Source organism: Staphylococcus lugdunensis, from assembly GCF_001558775.1.
In the GTDB taxonomy this organism is placed as follows: domain Bacteria; phylum Bacillota; class Bacilli; order Staphylococcales; family Staphylococcaceae; genus Staphylococcus; species Staphylococcus lugdunensis.
Window position 1 is genome coordinate 2,357,271 of the sequence record NZ_CP014022.1, and the last position, 26,891, is coordinate 2,384,161.

A 26,891-nucleotide genomic window follows, 5' to 3' on the forward strand; every position below is an offset into this window, starting at 1 on the left:
TAATTGAATAAATTTAATTAAATTCTGAATAACTTGTAGTAGTAAAATATGATATAATTAAGCGATTATGTTTTTAAAAAAGGGTGGAACTAACATGTATGAGACATATCACTCTGGGTGGATTGAGTGTATAACTGGTAGCATGTTTAGCGGTAAATCAGAAGAGCTGATTCGTCGACTTCGTAGAGGAATTTATGCTAAACAAAAAGTAGTTGTGTTCAAGCCAGCAATCGATAATCGCTACCATAAAGAAAAAGTGGTATCACATAATGGTAATGCTATTGAAGCGATTAATATTGTAGCTGCCAAAGAAATATTATCACAAGATTTAACGAATGTTGATGTGATAGGTATCGATGAAGTACAGTTTTTTGATGATCAAATTGTTGATATAGCTGAGCAACTAGCTGAAAATGGACATAGAGTTATTGTTGCAGGGTTAGACATGGATTTTAAAGGTGAACCATTTGAGCCAATGCCAAAACTATTAGCGGTCAGCGAGCAAGTTACGAAATTACAAGCTGTTTGCGCAGTTTGTGGTTCGCCATCAAGCCGAACTCAGCGATTGATAAATGGCCAACCGGCTAAAATAGATGACCCTATTATACTCGTTGGGGCTAATGAAAGTTATGAACCAAGATGTAGAGCGCATCATATTATAGCACCAAGTGATGATGAGAAGGAGGAATTGTAGTGTTTGATCAACTAGATATTGTTGAGGAACGATATGAACAATTAAATGAGATGTTAAGTGATCCAGACGTTGTAAATAACGCGGATAAATTAAGAAAGTATTCTAAGGAGCAGGCCGAGTTACAAAAAACAGTTGATGTTTATCGAGAATACAAAAATAAAAAAGAAGAATTATCAGATATAGAAGATATGTTATCTGAAACGGATGATAAAGAAGAAATTGAAATGTTAAAAGAAGAGAGCTCTAATTTGAAAGATGCCTTGCCTTTACTTGAAGAAAAATTAAAATTCTTGTTAATCCCTAAAGATCCAAATGATGACAAAGATGTAATCGTTGAAATACGTGCGGCAGCCGGTGGAGATGAAGCGGCAATTTTTGCTGGCGATTTAATGAGAATGTATACGAAATATGCAGAAGCAAACGGATTTAGAACAGAAGTAGTTGAAGCAACAGAGAGTGATCATGGTGGTTACAAAGAGGTCAGCTTCCAAGTATCAGGTGCCGGAGCATATAGCAAACTTAAATTTGAAAATGGCGCACATCGTGTTCAACGTGTTCCTGAAACAGAGTCAGGTGGTAGAATTCATACGTCTACAGCAACAGTTGCAGTATTACCTGAAGTAGAAGATGTAGAAATTGAAATTCGCAATGAAGATTTGAAAATTGATACGTATCGTTCCAGTGGTGCAGGGGGGCAACACGTTAATACGACAGATTCAGCAGTAAGAATCACACATATTCCTACAGGTGTCATTGCCACATCATCAGAAAAATCTCAAATTCAAAATAGGGAAAAAGCACTTAAAGTATTAAAAGCTCGTTTGTATGATATGAAGTTACAAGAAGAGCAACAAAAATATGCAGCACAGCGTAAATCAGCTGTCGGAACAGGAGACCGTTCAGAGCGTGTTAGAACCTACAACTATCCACAAAGTAGGGTCACTGATCATAGAATTGGATTGACACTTCAAAAACTAGATCAAATTATGGAAGGTAAATTAGATGAAATTATAGATGCTTTAACGCTTTCTGAACAAACTGAAAAGCTGAAAGAACTTAACAATGGTGAACTTTAAAGATAAGTTAACAGAAACAATCCAATCAACCTCACAAAAAGGGTTTGAACAGTCACGTGCAGAATGGTTAATGCTAGATTTGTTTCATTGGACGAGAACAGATTATTTAATGCATATGTATGATGAAATGACTATTGCACAAGAAACCAAATTCAATTTGGCTGTGCAACGTATGCTATTAGGTGAACCAATACAGTACATAGTTGGTTTTCAGTCGTTTTATGGTTATCCGTTTAAGGTTAATGAAAACTGTTTGATTCCTAGGCCGGAGACTGAGGAGGTAATGCTCCATTTTCTTAATGGTTGTCATTCTCAAGGAAGCATAGTTGATGTGGGAACTGGAAGTGGTGCAATCGCTATTACGATCAAAAAGCTCAATCCGCAATTGAAAGTCATTGCCACTGATTTATATAAAGAGACCTTGACTATTGCACAAGAAAATGCAAGTTATTTAGACGCTGATATTATCTTTATGCAAGGTGACGTGTTAAAGCCACTGATTCAAAAGAATATAAAAGTTGATGGCTTAATCTCTAATCCACCATACATTAGTGAAAAAGAAACATGTCAAATGACAAATACAGTTTTAAAATACGAACCGCATCATGCACTATTTGCAGAAAATAACGGTTTTGCAATCTACGAAGCGATTTTAGATGACTTACCAAAAGTATTAAATGAAGATGCGTTTGTAACCTTTGAAATTGGTTATCAGCAAGGTCTTCAATTAAAACAACTTGTATTACAACGTTATCCAAAGTTAGACGTTAAGGTAACGAAAGACATAAATGGTTTAGATCGAATTGTCTCATTTAAGTGGATATAGGTGAAAGACTAACAGTACCGAGGGATGTTTGATAAACTTAGTTAAAACCTTTTTATTATAATTAATGATAAAGGATTTGATAGAACGATGAAGACACAAATTTGGGATATGCGTCAATATAGTCATCATAGCGAGGATTATCCATACTTAGATGAAATCAAGCATGTATATGAACAAGGTGGGTTAATCGCGCTTCCAACTGAGACAGTCTATGGGTTAGGTGCTAATGCAAAGGATCAAGAGGCAGTAACAAAGATTTATGAGGCAAAGGGTAGACCTAGTGATAATCCATTAATTGTTCATATCTATGACCAGCAACAATTAACGCCTTTTATTGAAACAATAACCGATAAAGTACAAATACTAATGAATTATTTTTGGCCTGGTCCTATCTCATTTATTTTACCTTTAAAAAGAGGCTATTTATGTGAAAAAGTCACTGGTGGTTTAGATTCAATTGCAGTTAGAATGCCAAGTCATCCAATTGGGAGAGCTATTTTGAAATATGTTGATTTACCTATAGCTGCGCCGAGCGCGAATACGAGTGGGAAACCATCTCCAACAACATTTGACCATGTTTACCATGATTTAAATGGAAAAATCGACGGTATTATTAATGGCGATCAAAGTGAAGAAGGATTAGAAAGTACAGTTTTAGACTGCACTACATATCCGTTTAAAATAGCAAGACCTGGAGCGATTACGCAGTCTATGATTAACGCAATTTTGCCTGATGCAGTTGTTGACAGTAATTATAATGATATGGTTCGACCCATTGCACCAGGCATGAAGTATAAACATTATGCACCTGACACACCAGTGACGATTGTAAAAATGAAGGGTAAACATATACCAGAAATCATGGACAAGGAACATGCTGCATTCATTTTTCCTGAAGTCTATCGCCAACAAATACCTTCTGAAAGCCTATTTATACCTTTGTGCAAAGATGACCAGGATATTAAAACAGCTAATCATAATTTATATAAAATTTTACATGACTTAGATAACATGGATCATGTTCACAAGGCCTATATTTATGGTTTTGATATTAATGATGGCACGCAAGCTATTATGAATCGTATGCTAAAAGCCGCTGCGAATAGAATGATAGGTGAGTGAGAGTAATGAGAATTATTTTTGTCTGTACAGGTAATACATGTCGAAGTCCGATGGCGGAGAGCATAGCGAAACATCTTTTACCAGAGCATCAGATAGAATCTAGAGGTTTGTTTGCTGTGTCACAACAAACAATTTCTAAACATGCCCAAACAATACTTGAAAAACATCATTTGGAATTGCCTACAAATGCGCAGCCTTTTACTAAAGATGATTTAACTGCAGACCTTATATTAACTATGACACAGGAACATCTTGGATTATTAATCCAATCGTTTGGCTCGTATCCTCAAATGGATACATTATCTCATTTTGTACAAGAAACAGGAGATATCAAGGATCCATATGGTTTAGCGTTAGATGTTTATGAAGAAACATACCAACAATTAGCGCGTAAAATTAACAAGATAGTTAAGGATAAGCTTGTGTAAAAATCTTTTACAATTAGTATATGTTGGTAAAGAAATAAGTTATAATAAAGGAGTATAGCAAATTGCTATGTTCCTTTTTATTTTATGCAAAAGGTGGGTGTTTTTAAAATGCAAGAGTTAACAACATTATTAAGCGAATTAAAATCCCAATCCTTTTTCAAAAAGGGGGAAATCGTTGTTATTGGTTGTTCAACATCGGAAGTGTTAGGTGAGAAAATAGGTTCAGTTGGCTCAATGGAAGTAGCACAAGAAATATTTACTCAATTGCAGCAAGTTCAAGAAGAAACGGGTGTATCATTTGCCTTTCAAGGCTGTGAACACATCAATAGAGCTATTACCATTGAACGCAAAAATTTCAATCCACTTACAATGGAAGAAGTGACAGTGGTGCCGGATGTCCATGCTGGAGGTAGCCTTGCAACATATGCCTATCGTCACATGCAAGATCCTATCGTTGTTGAACACATTACAGTGCCTAAGGGTATTGATATTGGTCAAACACTTATTGGTATGCATGTGAAACATGTGTGTGTGCCAGTGCGTACAACTGTTGACAAAATTGGTGAAGCAGTTGTAACGATTGCAACTTCACGTCCTAAAAAGATTGGTGGAGAAAGAGCGAAATATGAATAGTTGATGAAAGAAGGGTAGTGCTATGTCTTATATCGAAAAGCAAGATAAAGCCATTTTTGATGCCATACAAAGTGAATATAATCGTCAAAATAATAACATTGAATTAATTGCCTCTGAAAATTTTGTTTCAGAAGCTGTTATGGAAGCTCAAGGTTCAGTGTTGACGAACAAGTATGCTGAAGGTTATCCAGGGCGACGTTATTATGGTGGTTGTGAATATGTGGATGTAACTGAAACGATAGCAATTGAACGTGCTAAAGCATTGTTTGGAGCCGAACATGTTAATGTACAGCCGCATTCAGGTTCACAAGCCAATATGGCAGTATATCTTGTAGCTTTAAACATGGGAGATACAGTTTTAGGAATGAATTTGAGTCACGGTGGTCACTTAACACATGGGTCTCCCGTCAATTTTAGTGGTCAATTTTACAATTTTGTTGAATATGGTGTGAATGAGGAAACAGAATTGCTTGATTATGAAGCGATTCGACAACTCGCAGTGCAACATCAACCCAAATTAATCGTTGCCGGTACATCAGCTTATTCAAGAACAATTGATTTTAAAAAGTTCAAAGAAATTGCTGATGAAGTTGGTGCAAAATTAATGGTTGATATGGCACATATTGCAGGTCTGGTAGCTGTTGGTTTGCATCCTAATCCTGTACCATATGCAGATTTTGTAACAACAACTACTCATAAAACATTAAGAGGACCTCGTGGTGGCTTAATATTGTGTAAGGAAGAATATAAAAAAGACATAGACAAAGTAATCTTTCCTGGTATTCAAGGTGGCCCATTACAACATGTCATTGCGGCAAAAGCCGTAGCGTTTGGTGAAGCATTGAATCAGAATTTTAAAGCATATCAACAACAAGTGATTGATAACGCGCGTGTTTTGGCAGAAACATTACAACAAGAAGGTTTTAGAATTGTGTCAGGAGGCACGGATAATCATTTAGTTGCAGTAGATGTTAAGGGCTCGGTCAACATTACTGGTAAGGAAGCCGAATCATTACTCGATTCCGTTGGTATTACTTGTAATAAAAACACAATCCCATTTGATCAAGAGAAAGCATTTGTAACAAGTGGAATCAGATTAGGTACACCAGCAGTGACGACTCGAGGATTTGATACCGACGCTATCAAGGAAGTTGCACTAATCATAAGTCTTGTACTAAAAAATCCCAATGATGCAGAGAAAATAAAAGAAGCAACAAAACGTGTGAGTGCATTAACTGCTAAACACCCGTTGTACGAATAAGTTTAACTGGAGGAAATGTAAATGAGTAAAGTACACGTATTTGATCATCCGTTAATTCAACATAAATTGAGTTATATTCGTGATGTAAATACCGGAACAAAAGAATTTAGAGAGCTTGTGGATGAAGTAGGTATGCTCATGGCGTATGAAGTAACAAGAGACTTAGAGTTACAAGATGTAGAAATAGAAACGCCAGTTACAAAAATGACCGCTAAACGTTTAGCTGGGAAAAAGCTAGCTGTTGTACCTATTTTGCGCGCAGGCCTAGGTATGACGGATGGTGTTTTATCTTTAGTTCCAGCTGCAAGAGTGGGACATATTGGACTATATAGAGATCCACAAACATTAAAAGCAGTAGAATATTTTGTTAAACTGCCACAAGATATCGATGAACGTCAAATAATCGTTGTAGATCCAATGTTAGCTACAGGTGCATCTGCTATTGAAGCAATTACTTCATTGAAAAAACGCGGAGCCAAAAACATTAGATTTATGTGCTTGATTGCTGCGCCAGAAGGTGTAGAAAAAATGAAAGAAGCACACGATGATGTGGATATTTACATTGCAGCTTTAGATGAAAAACTAAATGACAAAGCTTATATTACACCAGGTTTAGGCGATGCTGGAGATAGATTGTTTGGTACAAAATAGTAACTGGTAGTTAGTTATGACTGATGTTAATACGTGTCGTTAGCAAGTGAACTAGTGTTAACTAAAAGGGTTGACACATGACTTTTAGCAATATTGACCAAACAGCCTTAGAATTTGCTAAAAAAGATGATTAAATGTGTCGGTTTTGTGTCGTAAACGATGTCATTTGTAACATCTCTATGAATAGAATTGACACACAATTGTTTACTATATTATTATTGAGATTGTATGAGTGGAACGGTTTACATGGTTGATATAAGTTGTTTGGAGGCACACTTTAATGTTGCGTTTTAGCTTCATTTTTAAACAATTTATACAATATTATCTTTATTCATTGATAATATTGTATATTTTGTATCTAATATGGTCTTCACCATATATTCTAGGTATGATTCTTGGTTTAATAGGTTCTTTAATAAATACCTTCATCTTTGAAATTTACTTAGCGCGAGCGAAACAACCGGATACAATACATATTTCAACGGGCAGCGTTTGGCGTTATTTAGTTGCACTTGTCGTTTGTGCCTTCTGGTATTTATTTAAGGATGAAATGAATATTCTTGGTGTTGTAGTAGGTCTTATGATTTCTTATGTTTTAATCATACTTCGCCCTCTACTTGTAAGGGAGTAAAATTTAAAAGTGAAAGAGGTGAGATTATGGATCATAAATCACCAAAGGTAAGTTGGGACGTATTCGGTTTCGATATTGTTTTTAACTTGTCTAGCATTTTAATGTTAGTGATTACCGCTGCAATTGTGTTCCTTATAGCTATCATCTGTACGCGTAATCTACAAAAGAGACCTACAGGTAAACAAAATTTTATTGAATGGGTTTTTGATTTTGTCAGAGGTATTATAGAAAGTAATTTAGCATGGAAAAAAGGTGGTCAATTCCACTTCTTAGCAGTCACATTGATATTATTCATCTTTGTTGCCAACATGTTAGGATTACCATTCTCTATCGTGACACATGAGCATTACTTGTGGTGGAAATCACCAACAGCAGACGCGACTGTAACACTGACGTTGTCTACCATGATGATTTTACTCACACATTACTATGGTGTTAAGATGCGCGGTGGTAAAGCTTATGTTGGCAATTATTTTAAGCCGTTCTGGCCACTTGTAATTATAAACGTCTTTGAAGAGTTTTCATCTACGTTAACACTTGGTCTTCGTTTGTACGGTAACATTTTTGCTGGGGAGTTACTGTTATCCTTATTAGCAGGACTTGTATTCCAACAACCACATTGGGGTTGGATCATTAGTTTACCTGGCTTAATCATCTGGCAAGGATTCTCAATCTTTGTTGGAACTATCCAAGCATATATTTTCATTATGCTTTCAATGGTTTATATGTCCCATAAAGTATCGGACGCACACTAATAACTAACAAATTTTAGGAGGAATTATTAATATGGGTTTAATCGCAGCAGCAATTGCAATCGGTCTATCAGCACTAGGTGCAGGTATTGGTAACGGACTTATCGTTTCTAGAACAGTTGAAGGTGTAGCACGTCAACCAGAAGCGCGTGGTCAATTGATGAGTATTATGTTTATCGGTATCGGTTTAGTTGAAGCTTTGCCAATCATTGGTGTAGTTATTGCATTCATGACATTATTTAGATAAGAAGCACTAAAGGCGAAGTCTCTTTGACCTTCGCCATTCATTTTATTTGATGACCAAGTGATGATTATTAACGAAAGGAGTGTCATATGCCGTGACTGCTTTAACTCACACATTCGTTTTTGGTGCAGCAATCAAAGATGTGGAATGGGGAACAATTATTGTAACATTAGCTACTTTCGCCATTTTATTAGCACTTTTGAAAAAATTTGCTTGGGGTCCATTAAAAGAAGTAATGGATAAACGTGAGCGAGACATTAATAAAGATATTGATGACGCTGAACAAGCAAAAGAAAATGCTCAAAAACTTGAAGAAGAAAATCAAAAAACATTAAAAGAGACACAAGAAGAAGTACAACGTATTCTTGAAGACGCGAAAGTTCAAGCGCGTAAGCAACAAGAAGAGATTATTCATGAAGCCAACGTACGAGCGAATGGCATGATTGAAACCGCACAAAGCGAAATCAACAGTCAAAAAGAACGTGCATTAGCTGATATCAACAATCAAGTATCTGAACTATCAGTATTAATTGCTTCTAAAGTACTCCAAAAAGAAATCTCAGAACAAGATCAAAAAGCGTTAGTTGATAAGTATATAAAAGAGGCAGGCGATAAATAATGGCAAATGTAGCACAAAAATACGCCAAAGCCCTATTTGATGTATCAGTTGACCAAGATATCTTAGATGATATATTTAATGAATTTAAAACTGTCAGTAATGTGGCTAGCACACAAATTGATGAATTAAAAGCTTTCGATGAAAATCCTACACGCTCTGCAAGGGACAGACATACGTTTGCAGTTAATGTTTTTGGTGAAGTAAATGACTATTTGAAAAATATGATGTTTGTGTTAGCGAATAATCGTCATTTAGCTTTAATAAATGATATTTTTAGTTCATTTCAAAAACTATACAACAAGAAATATAATCAAGATTTTGCAGAAGTAGAATCAGTATATGAACTTGATGAAGAGGAACTTGCTCAAATTGAGAAAGTGATTACACAACAAATGAATTTATCTCACGTTATACTTACTACTAAAATTAATCCGGAATTAATTGGTGGTATACGCGTGAAGGTTGGAACAACTGTTATTGATGGCAGTGTTAAAAATGACCTTCAACAATTAACAACGAAATTTAAAAGATCGAATTAATAAAAGAGGAGTGACATAGATGGCCATTAAAGCTGAAGAAATCAGTGCATTACTTCGCTCACAAATCGAAAATTATGAGTCTGAAGTCTCAGTAACTGATGTTGGTACCGTTCTTCAAATCGGTGACGGTATTGCATTAATTCACGGACTAAACGATGTTATGGCTGGTGAGTTAGTAGAATTCCAAAATGGCGTACTTGGTTTAGCACAAAACCTTGAAGAATCAAATGTAGGGGTTGTAATTTTAGGACCATATACTGATATCACTGAAGGTGATGAGGTTAAACGTACAGGACGTATCATGGAAGTTCCAGTTGGTGACGAATTAATTGGTCGTGTCGTAAATCCATTGGGTCAACCTATTGATGGGCAAGGTCCAGTAAATACGGATAAAACACGTCCAGTAGAACAAAAAGCAACAGGTGTAATGGACCGTAAATCAGTTGATGAACCATTACAAACAGGAATTAAAGCGATTGATGCGCTAGTTCCTATTGGTAAAGGTCAACGTGAATTAATCATTGGTGACCGTCAAACTGGTAAAACGACAATTGCAATAGATACAATCTTGAATCAAAAAGGCCAAGATACTATTTGTATTTACGTAGCTATTGGTCAAAAAGATTCTACAGTGAGAGCGAACGTTGAAAAATTAAGACAAGCTGGTGCTTTAGATTATACAATTATCGTCTCAGCTTCTGCAGCTGAACCAGCACCATTATTATATATTGCACCTTATTCTGGCGTAGCCATGGGTGAAGAGTTTATGTTTAATGGTAAAGACGTCTTAATTGTATATGATGATTTAACAAAACAAGCCGCTGCATATCGTGAATTATCATTATTATTACGTCGTCCGCCAGGTCGTGAAGCTTATCCAGGTGACGTTTTCTATCTACATAGTAGATTATTAGAACGTGCAGCTAAATTAAATGATACATTGGGTGGCGGTTCAATTACGGCTTTACCAATTATCGAAACACAAGCTGGGGATATTTCAGCATATGTACCAACTAACGTAATTTCAATTACAGATGGACAAATCTTTTTACAATCAGATTTATTCTTCTCAGGTGTGCGACCAGCGATTAATGCAGGACAATCCGTATCTCGTGTAGGTGGTTCTGCTCAAATCAAAGCAATGAAGAAAGTTGCCGGAACGTTACGTCTTGATTTAGCTTCATATAGAGAATTAGAATCATTTGCTCAATTTGGTTCTGACTTAGATGAATTTACAGCACGCAAATTAGAACGTGGTAAACGTACGGTAGAAGTATTAAAACAAGACCAAAACAAGCCGCTTCCAGTAGAGAATCAAGTTTTGATTATTTATGCACTTACTAAAGGATATTTAGATGATATTCCTGTTGAAGATATTATTCGTTTTGAAGATGAATTAAATCAATGGGCTAAATCGAATGCGGCTGAATTGTTAAGTGAAATTAGAGAAACAAAATCATTACCTGACGGTGAAAAATTTGAACAAGCGATTAATGAATTCAAGAAAAGTTTCAGTAAATCAGAATAATTAAAGTTAAGTTCGAAAAGGTGGTGAGATAATGGCTTCTCTAAAGGAAATTGATGGTCGAATTAAATCGACTAAGAAAATGAAACAAATTACTAAGGCAATGAACATGGTTTCAAGTTCTAAATTGCGTAGAGCGGAAAAGAATACGAAACAGTTTCAACCTTATATGGAAAAAATGCAAGATGCTATAACTGCGATTGCAGGTGCTAATTCAAATTCAAGTCATCCTATGTTGCGACCTCGCGAAGTACACCGTACAGGCTATCTAGTTATAACTAGTGATAAAGGCTTAGCCGGTGCCTATAGTGCTAACGTACTAAAAAAATTAGTTAACGATATTACTAGCAAGCACGCGGATGCCAGTGAATATTCAATTGTGGCTTTAGGTCAAATAGGTGTAGACTTTCTTAAAACACGGAATTATGACATTGAAGATTCACTTGTAGATGTTCCAGACCAACCTTCTTTTAAATCGATACAATCCATTGCAAAACATGCAATTGATTTGTATACGGAAGGACATATCGACGAACTTAAAATTTATCATAGCCATTATGTCAGTGTTCTTGAGAATAAGCCAACGGTTAAACAAGTTCTACCTTTATCTCAAGAAGATTCTAGTCAAGGCCAAGGTCAAATGTCATCATACGAATTTGAACCTGATAAAGAAGCAATATTAAGCGTTATTTTACCTCAATATGTAGAAAGCTTAATATATGGCACGATATTAGATGCCAAAGCAAGTGAACATGCGGCACGTATGACTGCTATGAAAAATGCATCTGATAATGCTACTGAACTTATTGACGACTTATCATTAGAATATAACAGAGCAAGACAAGCTGAAATCACGCAACAAATTACAGAAATCGTAAGTGGTTCTGCTGCATTAGAATAATTATTTAAAGGAGGAAACAACATGGGAATTGGCCGTGTAACTCAAGTTATGGGTCCTGTAATTGATGTCCGTTTTGAACATAATGAAGTGCCTGAAATAAATAATGCGCTAATTGTTGAAATTCCTAAAAGTGATACAACAATCAGTTTAACACTTGAAGTTGCTTTGCAATTAGGTGACGATGTTGTACGTACTATTGCAATGGATTCAACTGATGGTGTTCAACGTGGTATGGAAGTTCAAAACACAGGTAAAGACATCAGTGTACCTGTTGGAGATGAAACATTAGGAAGAGTATTTAACGTTTTAGGAGAATCTATTGATTTAGAAGAAAAGCTAGATGACTCTGTGCGTAGAGATCCAATTCATAGACTAGCACCTAAATTTGATGAATTATCTACAGAAGTAGAAATTCTTGAAACTGGTATTAAAGTTGTTGATTTATTAGCACCATATATTAAAGGTGGTAAAGTTGGATTGTTTGGTGGTGCCGGAGTAGGTAAAACGGTATTAATTCAAGAATTAATCAACAATATTGCTCAAGAACATGGTGGTATTTCTGTGTTTGCCGGAGTAGGTGAACGTACACGTGAAGGTAATGACTTATATTATGAAATGAGCGATAGTGGCGTAATTAAGAAAACAGCGATGGTATTTGGCCAAATGAATGAACCACCTGGTGCACGTATGAGAGTTGCGTTATCTGCCTTAACAATGGCTGAATATTTCCGTGACGAGCAAGGACAAGACGTATTGCTGTTTATCGATAATATATTCCGTTTTACACAAGCAGGTTCAGAAGTATCTGCATTACTTGGACGTATGCCATCTGCCGTTGGTTATCAACCAACATTGGCTACAGAAATGGGACAATTGCAAGAAAGAATTACATCTACAAATAAAGGTTCTGTAACATCTATTCAAGCTGTATTCGTTCCAGCCGATGACTATACTGACCCAGCGCCAGCGACAGCATTTGCTCACTTAGACTCAACGACTAACTTAGAACGTAAATTAACCGAAATGGGTATCTATCCAGCAGTTGATCCACTTGCTTCAACATCAAGAGCATTAGAACCTTCAATCGTTGGTCAAGAGCACTATGATGTAGCACGTCAAGTGCAATCAACGTTACAAAAATATAGAGAATTACAAGATATTATTGCTATTTTAGGTATGGATGAATTATCTGAAGAAGATAAACAAACGGTTGAACGTGCAAGACGTATTCAGTTCTTCTTATCTCAAAACTTCCATGTAGCTGAACAATTTACAGGTCAAAAAGGCTCTTATGTACCAGTTAAAACAACTGTTCAGGATTTTAAAGGCATTCTTGATGGTAAATATGATCATATTCCTGAAGATGCATTCCGTTTAGTTGGAAGTATGGAAGATGTACTTGCAAAAGCTAAAGATATGGGTGTTGAAGTCTAATCAAATTAGGAGGAATGGATAATGAATACATTAAATCTAGATATTGTCACTCCTAATGGTTCAGTCTACAAAAGAGAAGATGTTGAACTTGTTGTGTTACAAACCACAGCAGGTGAAATGGGTATCATGAGTGGACATATTCCGACAGTAGCCGCATTAAAAACAGGCCATATCAAAGTTAGATTTCACAATGGTTCTGAATACTTAGCTGTTAGTGGTGGCTTTGTTGAAGTTAGACAACATAAACTTTCTGTTATTGTACAAACGGCTGAAACAGCTGAAGAAATAGACGTAGAAAGAGCTAAATTGGCTAAGCAACGTGCCCAATCTCATTTGAATGATGAAGATAATAGTGATATTTATCGCGCACAACGCGCACTTGCTAGAGCAGAAAATAGATTACGAGTAGCTAACTTAAAATAAAAAGGTTTGGAAGTACAGAGTAACTGTATTTCCAAACCTTTTTAATTTGTGTTTTAATTTGTTTAATAATGAATAGTATCATTATTAAACAAATTCAGGTACAATGTACTACAGAATAATTATTAGAGAGGTTAACTATGAATTATTTAGGACAATTTGCAGTTGTACATTTGGTTTTACACGTCATCTGCATTTGTGTGGCTTATTGGGCACTTAATGCTTTAAGACTTGAACAATTATTTAAAAAAGGGCATATAAGACAAATTCAAATTTGTATGATATTTTTTGCTATTTTGTTAGGTACAAGTGTTAGCAATTTTATTATTGATTTAATGCAATATTCAACACAGGTAAAATATTTGTTAAAATAAAGTATTCTTATAATTCTTTATTATAAATTCTGTCATTAAAGTAATGATGACTGTCTTGTAGATAATTGTATTTTTTTTGAAAAAATAGCTATAATTAATGAATGAATAATAAAATATAGGGAAATGAAAGTAAGTATATTGTAGTCTTAAGTGGAGGATATGTATGGATAGAATAGTTATAAAAGGTGGGCATCGCCTATCAGGAGAAGTTCAAGTAGAAGGTGCTAAGAATGCAGTATTACCAGTGCTAACAGCATCATTATTGGCAACAGAAGGTACTAGCAAACTGATTAATGTTCCCAAATTGAGTGATGTTGAAACAATAAATAATGTGTTATCAACACTGAATGCTGATGTTTCATATGATATTGCAGGAAATGCTGTGACTGTTGATGCAACTGCGACATTAAATGAAGAGGCGCCTTATGAATATGTAAGTAAAATGCGTGCAAGTATCTTAGTTATGGGACCTCTGCTAGCGCGTTTAGGTCATGCAATTGTAGCTTTACCAGGTGGTTGTGCTATTGGAAGTAGACCGATTGAGCAACATATTAAAGGGTTTGAAGCCTTAGGTGCCGATATTCATTTGGAAAATGGAAATATTTATGCCAATGCAAAAAATGGCTTGCAAGGAGCTAATATTCATTTAGACTTTCCAAGCGTAGGAGCTACACAAAATATTATAATGGCTGCATCTTTAGCTAATGGCAAATCTGTGATTGAAAATGCAGCTAAAGAACCAGAAATTGTTGATTTAGCGAATTATATAAATGAAATGGGCGGTAGAATTACTGGCGCAGGTACTGATACGATTACAATTCACGGTGTGAATAAATTAACCGGAGTTGTTCATTCTATTATTCCAGACCGCATTGAAGCAGGAACAATGATTATTGCAGGTGCAATAACGCGGGGAGACGTTTATGTAAGAGGTGCTATTAAAGAACATATGACAAGCTTAGTGTACAAACTTGAAGAAATGGGTGTACAACTAGCCTTTGACGAAGAAGGTGTACGTGTAACAGCGCCAGATACATTACAGCCTGTTGATGTGAAAACGTTACCTCATCCAGGTTTTCCTACAGATATGCAATCACAAATGATGGCTTTATTGTTGACAGCTGAGGGCCATAAAGTTATTACAGAAACGGTATTTGAAAATCGTTTTATGCATGTTGCAGAATTTAGAAGAATGAATGCCAATATTACTGTAGAAGGTCGTAACGCTAAAATTGAAGGCAAAAGTGAATTACAAGGTGCACAGGTTAAAGCAACTGATTTAAGAGCTGCAGCAGCACTTATTTTAGCTGGTTTAGTAGCAGATGGTACAACACAAGTTACTGAACTTAAACATTTAGACCGTGGTTATGTGAACTTCCATGGTAAATTAAAAGAATTAGGAGCAGATATACAACGTATAAATGCTTAATAATAGAGCTATAAGTTATTAGGAGGATGCTCAATTATGGAAACAATATTCGATTATAATGACATTAAAAAAATTATTCCCCATAGACAACCCTTTTTATTAATTGATAGAGTAGTTGAATATGAGGAAGGCAAAAGATGTGTAGGATTAAAACAAGTTTCAGGTAATGAACCTTTTTTCCAAGGTCATTTTCCTGATTATGCAGTGATGCCGGGTGTTCTAATAACTGAAGCACTAGCTCAAACAGGTGCAGTTGCTATGTTAAACAGTGAAGCAAACAAAGGCAAAATCGCATTGTTTGCAGGTATAGATAAATGTCGTTTTAAAAAGCAAGTAACACCAGGGGATACTTTAATGTTAGAAGTTGAAATTACCAAAATAAAAGGTCCTATTGGTAAAGGTACAGCAAAAGCGACAGTTGATGGGCAACTTGCATGTAGCTGTGAATTAACATTTGCGATTCAAGACGCAAAATAATATAAAAAGAGTCAGGACAGAATCCATTATGAATTCGTAATATCGTCCTGGCAAGGTTGATTAGGGTTTAAAAAGCTTAGAATAAGTATATTTTTAATCCTAGTCACCAATATATAGTTAAGTGCCTAAGACATAATGATTATGTCTTAGGTATTTTTGTAAAAAGAAAACCATACGCTATGCGTATGGTTCAGAAAAGGTTCTACCATTGTCACAAAAAATGTATCTCTTCGTACTAGAATTAATATTGGTCAGCCAACCAAAATAATCAACACGAGGAGATGCTATTTAATGTCATCCGACACAAACAGTTTAGCACATACAAAATGGAATTGTAAGTATTATATCGTCTTTGCTCCTAAATACAGAAGACAAGTGATATATGGAAAAATAAAAAAAGATATTGGAATGATTTTGCGTCAATTGTGCGAAAGAAAAGGCGTAGAGATAATTGAAGCAGAGGCATGTAAAGATCATATTCACATGTTAGTTAGTATTCAGCCAAAAATAGGTGTATCATCATTTGTTGGCTATTTAAAAGGAAAAAGTAGTTTAATGATATTTGATAGACATGCCAACTTGAAATATAGATATGGAAATAGAAAGTTTTGGTGCAAAGGATATTATGTAGATACTGTAGGTAGAAACAAAAAAGTAATTGAAAATTATATACGAAACCAATTACAAGAGGATATCGTTGCAGATCAAATCTCAATGGAAGAATACCTAGATCCGTTTACAGGAGAAGAAATTAAAAAAAGAAAGAAAAAATAGTAACCCTTTAGGGTTGCTGGAATAGTAGTGCAGTTGGCTGACTTATCAGTGTCCTTTTAGGGCTGGCCAGTATGAAAGGCTTATAGCCGCAGAACAAACCACCCGTGTGAACGGGTGGTTTTGATTATGAATATGGTTGAGATTTATTTAAATTAATTATAAGTTTAACCTCATTAGGATAGACGCCCTTATATCTTTTGTAAAGTTTGCTAAATCGGCTAGGTGAAGTATATCCAACAGTTTTAGCTATATGTCTTATTTCAAGATCAGTGGTTACTAATAATTGCTCTGCTATATTCATTCTTTTTCTTTGGGTAAATTCTGTAATACTCAAGTGATTTTTTTTCTTAAAACTTTCTTTTAACTTTGTTCCACTCATACAAGCGATTTTTTCTAGAAGTGATTGAGGTATGTTGCTAGAATAATAATCACTAATATATCTTTCTACATTTTCAATAAGTTTTTCATCTTCGGCTGAAAGAGACTTATAAATTTTTAAGTCTTCACTAGCCTTAACAGTTATACAAAACCACTCTTTTACCTTTTCTTCAAAAAACTCTTTAGCTTCTTGATTGCCAAGCTTGCAAGTTAAAATTTCTTTAGCAATTTTACTAATTGGATTGACAATTGAATTTTTAGATTGAAAAAAAATACTTTTTAAATCATCTATATTATTTGAGTAAGCATATGGGGGATAGTATTTTTCCAAAAAACTTTTTTTAAATTTTATACCTACAAGAAATAATCTAGAATCCTTATGTATAAGATATCTATTCTTTTTATCGCTAGGATCCATAACAAACATAGAGAAAGGCTCAATAGCTTGATATGGATTAAACCATTCTCCATTTCCGGAAAGTACAAAATTAGAAATAAAAACAACATCATTTTTCATAGAATTAAAATCATCTTCTACAAAATCCTCTAGAATAAAAAGATTATGAATGTCTATTATAAAGTCGCTACTTTCATAATACCAGTAATAGCCATTATATAATTTTGTGTTAGCTATATAATATTTCCCCAGAGGATGAAAATAATTCTCGTCTTTTAATTCCGATGAAACATAATTATTTATTAAACTTTCAAAATTTTCCATACAAACCTCCGATAACACGTTTAGACGTAAAAACTCTATTTATATAGTACAGTGGATAAAAATATTTTACAATATATATGATAATATTTATCAATGAAGAAGTGATTTTTTTATTACAAGCTTATCAAAACATTATTAAGGAGGAAAATATGAAAATTTATAAAAGGCTTTTTTCTTATGCTCCTGAAGGGAAACATAATGGATATATAGCGGTTTTTTTATCAGCTTTATCGGCTTTTTTAACTGTGTATGGATATCTTTTAGTATATAAATTATTAAAAAGTTCTGTAGTTGATGGAAACCAATCTTTGGCAAAAAATTTGTCTATTCAAGCTGTTTTGTACTTGACAGTAGGAGCTTTAGTATATTTAGTGTCGGGCTTTTTTTCTCATAAACTTGGTTTTCGCTTGGAGACCAATTTGAGAAAGAAGGGAATCTATGGACTTACTAATGCAAGTTTTCGCTTTTTTGACTTAAATCCATCTGGATGGATAAGAAAGACAATTGACGACAATGCAGCGAAAACGCATACAGCTGTAGCACACATGATTCCAGATAATTCACAAGCTTTTTTAGTTCCAGTTTTATCTTTAATACTTGCTTTTTTTATTAGTCTTAGGGTAGGAATAATAATTTTACTCTTAAGCCTAGTATGTGCCCTAATTTTAAAAAATATGATGGGTGGAGGAGAATTTATGAAACTCTACCAAGAATCCTTGGAAACATTAAGTGGTGAAACGGTTGAATATGTTAGAGGTATGCAAGTTGTAAAAATATTTGGAGCAAGAGTAGAATCTTTTAAAAATCTTTACAATGCTATTAAAGAATATTCAAAATATGCTCTTAATTATTCAATAAGCTGTAAAAAGCCATATGTACTATATCAATGGATATTTTTTGGAATTATAACTATTTTACTGCTTCCACTTGTTTTTATTTTAAATAAGGTATCAGACCAAAATATGCTTGTAGTAGAACTTTTTATGGTTTTATTTTTAAGTGGAGTAATGATGATTTCCTTTATGAAAATCATGTGGGCAAGTATGAATATTTTTAATGCTAAGTATGCAGTTGATACTTTAGAAGACTTATATAAAAAGATGAACGAAGATAAAATAAATTATGGTAAGGAAAGTGAATTTAAAAATTATAATATAGAGTTTGACAATGTAACATTTGCCTACAATGAAAACAAAGTTTTGGAAAACTTATCCCTTAAATTGAAAGAGGGAAAGGTATATGCCTTAGTGGGACATTCTGGTTCTGGGAAGTCTACAATTGCCAAACTCTTGTCCGGTTTTTATAAAGTAGATGGTGGTAGCATAAAAATAGGGGAAAAGCCATTAGAATCTTATAGTAAAGATGCTTTAATAAATACAATTTCCTTTGTCTTTCAAGATAGCAAACTCTTTAAAAAATCAATTTATGAAAATGTAGCACTTGCCAATAGAAAAGCAAGTAGAGATGAAGTTATGAAGGCAATGGAACTTGCAGGTTGCAATGTTATATTAAATAAGTTTCCTAAGAGGGAGGACACCATGATTGGCTCAAAGGGAGTTTACTTGTCAGGTGGAGAAAAACAGAGAATTGCCATTGCAAGAGCCATGCTTAAAAAATCTAAAATAGTAATTATGGATGAAGCCAGTGCATCTATTGATCCAGATAATGAGTATGAATTACAAAAGGCATTTAAAAATCTAATAAAGGATAAAACTGTTATTATGATTGCTCATAGGATGAGTAGTATCCGTTCTGTTGATGAGATTTTAGTTTTAGAAAATGGAATGATAATTGAAAGAGGTAGCGACGAAGAACTTATTTCAAAAGATGGGAAATATAAGGATTTAGTTGGACTTTATTCTAACGCAAATGAATGGAGGGTTAAAGATGAAAAAGTATTATAAAAAGCGTTTTTGTTTAACTGATAAAGGAGCAAAAGACCTTACAAAAGCGACTATATCATGTTTTGGGTTTACTGTATCAATATGGTGCCTGCCTTTATTTTAATACTTTTAGCAGATGAACTTATTTTAAAAAATATAAAAAGCACTTATCTTTATTTAGGATCATCTATTATTACTCTTATACTTATGTATATGTTATTAGCAAAAGAATATGACAATCTTTATTCTACAACTTATGAGGAGAGTGCAAATTTAAGAATAGGAATTGCTGAAACACTTTCTAAACTTCCACTTTCTTATTTCTCAAAACATGACTTATCTGATATATCTCAGACAATTATGGCAGATGTGGAAATGGTAGAACACGCTATGAGTCATGCTATACCTAAAGTAGGGGCAATGGTTTTGTTTTTCCCTTTAATAGGAATTATGCTAATGGTAGGCAATATAAAAATGGGGTTTGCAGTAATAGTTCCAACTATTTTAAGCTTTATCTTAATACCTATAGCTAAAAAATCTCAAGTAAAGGCAAACAAGAAATACCACAAAGTGCTTAGAGAAAATTCAGAACAATTTCAGGAAACTATTGAGCTTCAACAAGAAATAAGTAGCTTTAATTTGTCAAATGAGGTGAGGAATTCATTATATAAAAAAATGGAGGACAGTGAAAGAATACACCTAAAAGTTGAACAAGGCACTATTTTTGTACTTGGGATATCCTCTCTATTTGCCTTTGTAAGCATTGCAGTAGTTAGTCTTGTAGGGATGAATCTTATTTTATCTGGAGAAATTGACATCCTATATCTAATAGGTTATTTAATGGCAGCCATAAAGATAAAAGATATTTTTGATCTATCGAAGGAAGGCTTGCTTGAAGTTTTCTTTATAGATCCAAGTGTAGAGAGGATAAGAGAGATTAAAGAAACAAAAATACAAGAGGGAAAAGATGTAGAGTTGAATATGTTTGATATAGTATTTAAAAATGTAGCTTTTTCCTATGAAGATGATAACGAGGTCTTAAAAGATATTAGCTTTACAGCTAAACAAGGTGAGGTTACAGCTCTTGTTGGTGCTTCTGGTTCTGGGAAAACAAGTATACTAAGATTAATTTCAAGATTATATGATTATGATAAAGGAGAGATTTTAATAGATGGAAAAGATATAAAAAATATATCCACAGACTCTTTATTTAAGAAAACTTCTATTGTTTTTCAAGATGTTACCCTATTTAATACATCGATATTAGAAAATATCCGTATAGGTAAAAAAGATGCCAGTGATGAAGAAGTAAAAAGAGCTGCAATTTTTGCAAATTGTATGGATTTTATAGAAAAACTTCCAAAGGGCTTTGATACAGTTATAGGAGAAAACGGAGCAGAACTTTCAGGTGGAGAAAGACAAAGACTTTCCATTGCAAGAGCCTTTTTAAAAGATGCACCAATTCTTATCTTAGATGAAATATCAGCAAGTCTTGATGTGGACAATGAAAAGAAAATTCAAGAGAGTTTAAATAAATTAATAAAAGATAAAACGGTTATTATTATTTCTCACAGATTAAAATCTATTGAAAATGTAGATAAAATTGTAATCCTTGAAAATGGCTATGTAGAAAGTATAGGTGGTCATAAAGAATTATTGGGAAAATCAAAGCTTTATAATGATTTATTAGAAAAAACAAGGTTAGCAGAAGAATTTGTATATTGAGGTAATTGAAAATTATATACGAAATCAATTACAAGAGGATATCGTTGCAGATCAAAATTCAATGGAAGAAAGAAAAAATAGTAACCCTTTAGGGTTGCTGGAATAGTAGTGCAGTTGGCTGAGTTGTCAGTACCCTTTTAGGGCTGGCCAGTATGGAAGTGGTATAGCCGCAGAACAAACCACCCATTAACACGGGTGGTTTTGATTCTATATTTACAATAATTCATATAATTGGCTCGCTTGCTTAGGAGACAGCTTCAGCCACTCTAGCTTGCTTTGTTTGTTGAAATGCGAAGCGCATTTCTCTTTGTTGTGGTCCCGCCCCAACTTGCTTTGCTTGGTGAATTTCTTTTCGAAATTCTCTCTGTCGGGGTCTCCTCAGCTTGTCTATTTACTCTAGTGTCTCGTCGAAGTTTATATATGTGAATTTATATTAAAATGTCTTTTATAATGTATTATCACGTTCAAATTTTTCATCTTTTAGTTTAGGTTTAGATTGCATCATACGTTTGAATGTTGTTTTTAATGCTTCTCCTGATAAACCATCATCTATTAATTGTTCTAATAAACTTTCTGCATAAACTTGTCTCAAAGTGTATATGTGACACTCTAATACAATTGACATTTTTGTTTCAAAGTTAACAATATGCTTAATTGTAGCATCAAATAATGCTGGATCATTAGCCGGTCTTGTGATAACTACACGAATGTCTAATAAAGTTTGTTCTTCTTGATATTGCTTCATCTGTTCATAATGATCATTTGAAATAACGATTTCTAGCAACCATCCAGTACCGCTATTTTCTTTATTAATGATTACACCATCTTCTAATTCATACTCAGTGATACCACCGTTTTGATTTACTATTTGAAAGCGCACAGCTTTAAATGTCTTCATATCTCATCATCCCTTTTGGCTCTCAATTTTATAAAAAATAATATTTTTAAGTTGTACGTGTTCTAAAATACATTATTTTCTTTAAATATAACAAATTTTAGCGGTAAAGCGTAAGTAAAATTAAAATTATACCGTTTTGACTTTAGCATTAGAAATACATAAACTATAACTAATCAAAGGAGGTGACACATGTTAAATAAAATCGTAATCGTTGGACGATTAACTAAAGATGCCCAAATATACGAGAAAGAGGAGGTTAAAATTGCTACATTTTGTGTGGCTACGGAAAGAAATTATAAAGATGATAACAACGAGCAAATCGTAGATTATATTCTATGTAAAGCATATGGTAGGACTGCTACTAACATTGAAAAGTATACCAGTCAGGGATCATTGGTTGGTATTACAGGTCAAATGCGCTCAAGAAAGTATACTAAAGACCAACAAACACATTTTGTTACAGAATTATACGTAGAAACTATTAAATTCATGTCCTCTAAAGGCAAAACACACGAAATCCTCGAAGAACATCCAACTACTAATATTCAACCTTTTTCAGTTGATGAAATGAAACTCTTAAATATCGAATAATTGCTTTTTCAATATTAAAACTCAAATTTTATCCATAAATTATATCCGACTAGTTATTCATACTCCCAATAATCTTCTTTAATATAAATCCTTTCAATTATGCTTAACAGTGATGGGAAATATGGTGAATTGTGCTAAATTTTGCTATATTTTCCTAGCTGTTTATTGAAGAAGTATTAAATAATATACATATATTACAATCATATTCTATATGAGAATATCTGTTAAACTCACACAATAATCTGACAAATTTCAAAATATTACACAGGTAATTGGAATTTATAGATTTTTTAGTCCTGCATCAAAGTATTTTTTACGTATTTGGTATGTATAATTATTTCTTTGTTTTTGTAATGTCTTTGTAAATTTTTACCAGTTATTTTTATTTCACTGTAACCTGCTTATTTTTTATGGATGTTACATTATGAATTGTAAATTTAAATATGAAATGAACTCAAATTTAGGAGGATATATAATTATGAAAAAAACAATTATTGCATCATCTCTAGCAGTAGGCTTAGGTTTAGTAGCAGGAAATGCAGGTCATGATGCAGATGCGAGTGAATTAAATGTCAATACTAAAGCTGAGTTAGCACAATTAGCACAATCAAATGATCAATCATTAAATGAAAAGCCTGTACAATCAGGAGCGTATGATTTTACATTCAATTATGAAGGGACTACTTATCACTTTGCTTCTGATGGTACTTATTTTGAATGGCAATACTATCCATCAAATGGTGCAGCTGATGATACAACAATGAATTCACAAGCTCAACAAGGAACAATGTCATCATCTCAAGGTGCTGCAACTCAACAATCAACATCAGCTCAGCCAGCTCAAACTGAGCAAGCACCTCAAAGCGAATCAACACAACAACCACAAACACAAGCAACATCTCATAGTCAGTCAAGTTCAGCAAGCCAAGCTTCAAGTCATTCATCAGTTAATGTTAACAGTCACTTGAAAGCAATAGCACAACGTGAATCTGGTGGAGATATTCATGCAGTTAATCCATCATCTGGTGCAGCAGGTAAATATCAATTTATGCAGTCAACATGGAATCATGTAGCGCCATCTGAATATAAAGGTGTGTCACCAGCTAATGCTCCAGAACATGTTCAAGATGCTGCAGCACAAAAATTATATGATACAGAAGGTGCAGGCCACTGGACAACAGCTTAGGGCCCAACCTAAATTAAATTCTGAACTCACTTCATAATCATGAGGTGGGTTCTATTTATATTAAAAGATATATCAGCTATTATTTTGACTGTCTTCAATAATTAAATTTTGTATTTGAAGTTAACACATTTAAAAATGAATATGATGATATGTATCTAGAGGTATGACATGGTTGCTTTACATTTGATTAATGAGTTTGGCTTTGATATGTTAAATGTAATAGGAAACTACTAGGGGAGCCTTTATTGGCTGAGATGACGAAATTAGTCAGACCCTTATAACCTGATTTGGTTAGAACCAACGTAGGAAAGTAGCAACAATAATCTGCCATTATATTGTTTGGGATGAACTACATTTCTACGTTGAAATGTAGTTTTTATTTTTTAAAGACTTATACTGGGAGGCAATACAAGTGAAATTTTCAGATGAAATTAAACAAGCATCACAACCAATTATTGATGAAATTTATCAAGATGGTTTCATACAAGACTTATTAAAGGGAACAATTTCTAAAGAAGCAATCAGACAGTATTTAAGAGCTGACGCATCCTATTTAAAAGAATTTATGAATATATACGCATTACTTATTCCTAAAGTTACTGATATTGAAAGTATTAAATTTCTTGTTGAACAAATTGAGTTTTTAACTGAAGGGGAAGTTGAAGCACATGAAATATTGGCGGATTATATAAACGAGCCGTATGAAGAAATTATTAAAGAAAAGGTTTGGCCGCCAAGTGGAGATCATTATATTAAACATATGTATTATCATGCTTATACGCATGAAAATGCGGCCTATGCAATTGCAGCTATGGCACCTTGTCCATATGTTTATGAAGTGATTGCATTAAGAGCAATAGAAGACCCTGAATTAAACAAAGCTACAAATTTATCTAAATGGTTTGAATTTTATAGCACAGAAATGAGAGAACTTATAAATGTTTTTGATCAGCTGCTAGATCAATTAACAGAAAACAGCTCAGACGTAGAAAAACAACAAATTAAAGAAAGCTTTTTACAAAGTACGATTCATGAGAGACATTTCTTTAATATGGCATATACGAATGAACAATGGAACTTTGGAGGTTAAAAGCATGAATAAACCGAAAATTGCGCTTACAATTGCAGGTACTGATCCCTCAGGTGGTGCTGGCGTTATGGCAGATTTAAAATCATTTCATTCTTGTGGTGTTTATGGTATGGCTGCCATTACAAGCATCGTTGCTCAAAATACGAAAGGTGTTCAACACATTCATAATCTGGAAACATCATGGGTTAAAGAACAATTGGATAGCGTATTTGATGATGAGTTACCTCAAGCAATTAAAACAGGCATGATTGCAACTAAAGACACGATGGAACTAGTACGTGACTACCTTACAAAATATGCAGACATTCCATATGTCATCGATCCAGTGATGTTAGCTAAAAGTGGCGATTCACTTATGGATGATGATACTAAAAAACATTTACAGTCAACATTGTTACCCTTAGCTGATGTTGTTACACCGAATATTCCGGAAGCTGAAGAAATTACAGGTATTAAAATTGATAGTGAAGCGAATATTTATAAGGCAGGTAATATATTCATCAATGATATTGGTAGTAAAGGTGTTGTAATTAAAGGTGGTCATTCCGAAGACCCAAATATTGCTAAAGATTATTTGTTTACAAAAGATGATGTTTATACATTTGAAAATCAACGTTTTAACACTCCGCATACGCATGGTACGGGCTGTACATTTTCTGCTGTTATCGCTGCAGAATTAGCTAAAGGTCGCTCAATTTATGAAGCTGTGAAAAAGGCAAAGAAATTCATATCTTTAAGCATTGAATATACACCTGAAATAGGTCAAGGTAGAGGGCCAGTAAACCATTTTGCATACTTAAAGAAAGTAGGACTAGATGATGAATAATTTAGAAAAATTACGTGAAGATAATCCTTTAATTGTTTGTTATACGAATGATGTTGTGAAAAATTTCACTGCTAATGGATTGTTAAGTATGGGTGCAAGTCCGGCAATGAGTGAAGCACCTGAAGAGGCAGAAGCGTTTTATAAAGTTGCTCAAGCATTGTTAATCAATATTGGTACACTCACAAAAGCGAATGAAGAGGATATTATTAAGATTGGGAGAATTGCCAATAAACAAGGAACGCCAATTGTTTTTGATCCAGTAGCTGTAGGGGCATCAACATATCGCAAAACCTTTTGTGAACGTTTTTTAGCTGAAGTAGAAGTTTCTGTTATTAAGGGAAATGCTTCTGAAGTATTGACGCTTGTTGATATGAATACAACAATGAAAGGTACAGATGGAGCAAGCAATCTTGACACCATAGCAATTGCTAAAAAAGCATACCAAAAATATCAAACTGCCATTGTGATAACCGGAAAAGACGATATTATTGTTCAAGATAATCAAATCGTTCAATTATCTAATGGCTCACCATTATTAGCCAAAGTGACTGGCGCAGGATGTTTATTAGGAGGCATTATTGCCAGCTTTTTATTCGGCAACATACACCCATCATTACAACAGCTTGAAGAGGCAATAAGTTTCTATAATATCGCCGCCGAACTTGCTGAACAAAGTCCACATTGTCAGGGACCAGGAAGTTTTCAAACAGAATTATTAGATCATATGTACCAAATGACCTATGAATTATATCAACAAAATGTTAGAAGATTAGAGGTATAGAA

At 34.0% G+C, this 26,891-nt stretch carries 30 protein-coding genes, 1 pseudogene and 1 riboswitch; of the genes and pseudogenes, 29 read left to right on the plus strand and 2 right to left on the minus strand.

From position 1 onward, the window contains the following. Window positions 1–94: 94 nt before the first annotated feature. The 21 genes from AL499_RS11005 (at window position 95) to tnpA (ending at window position 16,810) form a co-directional block, all read left to right on the plus strand. Window positions 95–694 carry a thymidine kinase gene (locus AL499_RS11005; protein WP_002478955.1) on the plus strand — a complete coding sequence of 200 codons (600 nt, stop codon included), beginning with the start codon at window positions 95–97 and terminating at the stop codon, window positions 692–694. Further along, window positions 694–1,770 carry a peptide chain release factor 1 gene (gene prfA / locus AL499_RS11010; RefSeq protein WP_002461245.1) on the plus strand — a complete coding sequence of 359 codons (1,077 nt, stop codon included), beginning with the start codon at window positions 694–696 and terminating at the stop codon, window positions 1,768–1,770. Before AL499_RS11005 ends, prfA begins: the two co-directional genes overlap by 1 nt. Beyond that, the gene (gene prmC / locus AL499_RS11015) at window positions 1,757–2,596 is read left to right on the plus strand and encodes a peptide chain release factor N(5)-glutamine methyltransferase (RefSeq protein WP_002478956.1); all 840 of its coding nucleotides are present in this window, start codon (window positions 1,757–1,759) and stop codon (window positions 2,594–2,596) included. The genes prfA and prmC overlap by 14 nt, the downstream gene beginning before the upstream one ends. Before the next feature lie 87 nt (window positions 2,597–2,683). Further along, window positions 2,684–3,718, plus strand: a complete 1,035-nt coding sequence (locus AL499_RS11020; protein ID WP_002478957.1) for an L-threonylcarbamoyladenylate synthase — start codon at window positions 2,684–2,686, stop codon at window positions 3,716–3,718. Between the two features lie 5 nt (window positions 3,719–3,723). Continuing rightward, window positions 3,724–4,146, plus strand: a complete 423-nt coding sequence (locus AL499_RS11025; protein ID WP_002492355.1) for a low molecular weight protein arginine phosphatase — start codon at window positions 3,724–3,726, stop codon at window positions 4,144–4,146. Window positions 4,147–4,254: 108 nt separating this feature from the next. After that, entirely contained in the window at window positions 4,255–4,779 is a 525-nt protein-coding gene (locus AL499_RS11030; protein WP_002492358.1) for a TIGR01440 family protein, read from the plus strand. A 22-nt stretch (window positions 4,780–4,801) separates the two neighbouring features. Continuing rightward, window positions 4,802–6,040 (plus strand): serine hydroxymethyltransferase, encoded by a 1,239-nt coding sequence (gene glyA, locus AL499_RS11035; protein WP_002492366.1) that lies wholly within the window; start codon window positions 4,802–4,804, stop codon window positions 6,038–6,040. A 21-nt stretch (window positions 6,041–6,061) separates the two neighbouring features. After that, window positions 6,062–6,691: a uracil phosphoribosyltransferase gene (gene upp, locus AL499_RS11040; protein WP_002461237.1), complete on the plus strand. Its 630-nt coding sequence runs from the start codon at window positions 6,062–6,064 to the stop codon at window positions 6,689–6,691. Window positions 6,692–6,971: 280 nt separating this feature from the next. Continuing rightward, on the plus strand, window positions 6,972–7,322 hold the full coding sequence (locus AL499_RS11045; RefSeq protein ID WP_002478961.1) for an ATP synthase subunit I: 351 nt from the start codon (window positions 6,972–6,974) through the stop codon (window positions 7,320–7,322). Window positions 7,323–7,348: 26 nt separating this feature from the next. Then, window positions 7,349–8,077 carry a F0F1 ATP synthase subunit A gene (atpB, locus tag AL499_RS11050; protein ID WP_002478962.1) on the plus strand — a complete coding sequence of 243 codons (729 nt, stop codon included), beginning with the start codon at window positions 7,349–7,351 and terminating at the stop codon, window positions 8,075–8,077. A gap of 31 nt (window positions 8,078–8,108) precedes the next feature. Beyond that, on the plus strand, window positions 8,109–8,321 hold the full coding sequence (gene atpE, locus AL499_RS11055) for a F0F1 ATP synthase subunit C (protein WP_002478963.1): 213 nt from the start codon (window positions 8,109–8,111) through the stop codon (window positions 8,319–8,321). A gap of 91 nt (window positions 8,322–8,412) precedes the next feature. Beyond that, on the plus strand, window positions 8,413–8,937 hold the full coding sequence (locus AL499_RS11060; protein WP_002461233.1) for a F0F1 ATP synthase subunit B: 525 nt from the start codon (window positions 8,413–8,415) through the stop codon (window positions 8,935–8,937). Beyond that, a complete protein-coding gene (locus AL499_RS11065) occupies window positions 8,937–9,476 on the plus strand; it encodes a F0F1 ATP synthase subunit delta (protein WP_002478964.1) in 540 nt (179 codons plus the stop codon). The genes AL499_RS11060 and AL499_RS11065 overlap by 1 nt, the downstream gene beginning before the upstream one ends. Window positions 9,477–9,495: 19 nt before the next feature. Beyond that, a complete protein-coding gene (gene atpA / locus AL499_RS11070) occupies window positions 9,496–11,004 on the plus strand; it encodes a F0F1 ATP synthase subunit alpha (protein WP_002461230.1) in 1,509 nt (502 codons plus the stop codon). A 31-nt stretch (window positions 11,005–11,035) separates the two neighbouring features. Then, window positions 11,036–11,902: an ATP synthase F1 subunit gamma gene (atpG, locus tag AL499_RS11075; RefSeq protein ID WP_002461229.1), complete on the plus strand. Its 867-nt coding sequence runs from the start codon at window positions 11,036–11,038 to the stop codon at window positions 11,900–11,902. Between the two features lie 21 nt (window positions 11,903–11,923). Next, entirely contained in the window at window positions 11,924–13,336 is a 1,413-nt protein-coding gene (gene atpD, locus AL499_RS11080; protein WP_002461227.1) for a F0F1 ATP synthase subunit beta, read from the plus strand. A gap of 21 nt (window positions 13,337–13,357) precedes the next feature. Continuing rightward, window positions 13,358–13,759, plus strand: a complete 402-nt coding sequence (locus AL499_RS11085) for a F0F1 ATP synthase subunit epsilon (protein WP_002461226.1) — start codon at window positions 13,358–13,360, stop codon at window positions 13,757–13,759. A 137-nt stretch (window positions 13,760–13,896) separates the two neighbouring features. After that, window positions 13,897–14,130, plus strand: a complete 234-nt coding sequence (locus tag AL499_RS11090) for a DUF1146 family protein (protein ID WP_002478965.1) — start codon at window positions 13,897–13,899, stop codon at window positions 14,128–14,130. Window positions 14,131–14,293: 163 nt separating this feature from the next. Beyond that, complete coding sequence (gene murA, locus AL499_RS11095; RefSeq protein ID WP_002461223.1) at window positions 14,294–15,559, plus strand: UDP-N-acetylglucosamine 1-carboxyvinyltransferase; 1,266 nt, start codon at window positions 14,294–14,296, stop codon at window positions 15,557–15,559. A gap of 36 nt (window positions 15,560–15,595) precedes the next feature. Then, the gene (gene fabZ / locus AL499_RS11100; protein ID WP_002461222.1) at window positions 15,596–16,036 is read left to right on the plus strand and encodes a 3-hydroxyacyl-ACP dehydratase FabZ; all 441 of its coding nucleotides are present in this window, start codon (window positions 15,596–15,598) and stop codon (window positions 16,034–16,036) included. 291 nt (window positions 16,037–16,327) lie between these two features. Next, window positions 16,328–16,810: an IS200/IS605 family transposase gene (tnpA, locus tag AL499_RS11105; protein WP_062248903.1), complete on the plus strand. Its 483-nt coding sequence runs from the start codon at window positions 16,328–16,330 to the stop codon at window positions 16,808–16,810. A gap of 124 nt (window positions 16,811–16,934) precedes the next feature. On the opposite strand, the gene AL499_RS11110 is transcribed toward tnpA, so the two are convergent. After that, window positions 16,935–17,909, minus strand: a complete 975-nt coding sequence (locus AL499_RS11110; RefSeq protein ID WP_037540684.1) for a helix-turn-helix domain-containing protein — start codon at window positions 17,907–17,909, stop codon at window positions 16,935–16,937. A 77-nt stretch (window positions 17,910–17,986) separates the two neighbouring features. On the opposite strand from AL499_RS11110, the gene AL499_RS11115 reads away from it, so the two are divergent. From AL499_RS11115 to AL499_RS12580, 3 genes and pseudogenes are all read left to right on the plus strand, one after another. Continuing rightward, window positions 17,987–19,813 carry an ABC transporter ATP-binding protein gene (locus AL499_RS11115; protein ID WP_002492095.1) on the plus strand — a complete coding sequence of 609 codons (1,827 nt, stop codon included), beginning with the start codon at window positions 17,987–17,989 and terminating at the stop codon, window positions 19,811–19,813. 192 nt (window positions 19,814–20,005) lie between these two features. Next, a complete protein-coding gene (locus AL499_RS11120; protein WP_425424578.1) occupies window positions 20,006–21,517 on the plus strand; it encodes an ABC transporter ATP-binding protein in 1,512 nt (503 codons plus the stop codon). Continuing rightward, window positions 21,516–21,623, plus strand: a pseudogene (locus tag AL499_RS12580) (IS200/IS605 family transposase); the annotation flags it as partial. The gene AL499_RS11120 and the pseudogene AL499_RS12580, both read left to right, overlap by 2 nt. A 339-nt stretch (window positions 21,624–21,962) precedes the next feature. Here the strand turns inward: AL499_RS12580 and AL499_RS11125 are convergent. Further along, window positions 21,963–22,415: a YwpF-like family protein gene (locus AL499_RS11125; RefSeq protein WP_002461221.1), complete on the minus strand. Its 453-nt coding sequence runs from the start codon at window positions 22,413–22,415 to the stop codon at window positions 21,963–21,965. Between the two features lie 189 nt (window positions 22,416–22,604). Between AL499_RS11125 and AL499_RS11130 the strand changes: the two genes are divergently transcribed. The 5 genes from AL499_RS11130 to thiM all read left to right on the plus strand — a co-directional run bounded on the left by AL499_RS11130 (window position 22,605) and on the right by thiM (window position 26,889). Beyond that, a complete protein-coding gene (locus AL499_RS11130; protein ID WP_002461219.1) occupies window positions 22,605–23,006 on the plus strand; it encodes a single-stranded DNA-binding protein in 402 nt (133 codons plus the stop codon). A 478-nt stretch (window positions 23,007–23,484) separates the two neighbouring features. Further along, window positions 23,485–24,192 carry a transglycosylase family protein gene (locus AL499_RS11135; RefSeq protein ID WP_002492081.1) on the plus strand — a complete coding sequence of 236 codons (708 nt, stop codon included), beginning with the start codon at window positions 23,485–23,487 and terminating at the stop codon, window positions 24,190–24,192. Window positions 24,193–24,414: 222 nt separating this feature from the next. Continuing rightward, window positions 24,415–24,518: riboswitch (TPP riboswitch) on the plus strand. A gap of 86 nt (window positions 24,519–24,604) precedes the next feature. Then, entirely contained in the window at window positions 24,605–25,282 is a 678-nt protein-coding gene (gene tenA, locus AL499_RS11140; RefSeq protein ID WP_002461217.1) for a thiaminase II, read from the plus strand. A 4-nt stretch (window positions 25,283–25,286) separates the two neighbouring features. After that, on the plus strand, window positions 25,287–26,108 hold the full coding sequence (thiD, locus tag AL499_RS11145; RefSeq protein ID WP_002478968.1) for a bifunctional hydroxymethylpyrimidine kinase/phosphomethylpyrimidine kinase: 822 nt from the start codon (window positions 25,287–25,289) through the stop codon (window positions 26,106–26,108). After that, window positions 26,101–26,889, plus strand: a complete 789-nt coding sequence (thiM, locus tag AL499_RS11150) for a hydroxyethylthiazole kinase (RefSeq protein WP_002492088.1) — start codon at window positions 26,101–26,103, stop codon at window positions 26,887–26,889. Before thiD ends, thiM begins: the two co-directional genes overlap by 8 nt. The last annotated feature ends 2 nt before the right edge of the window (window positions 26,890–26,891 follow it).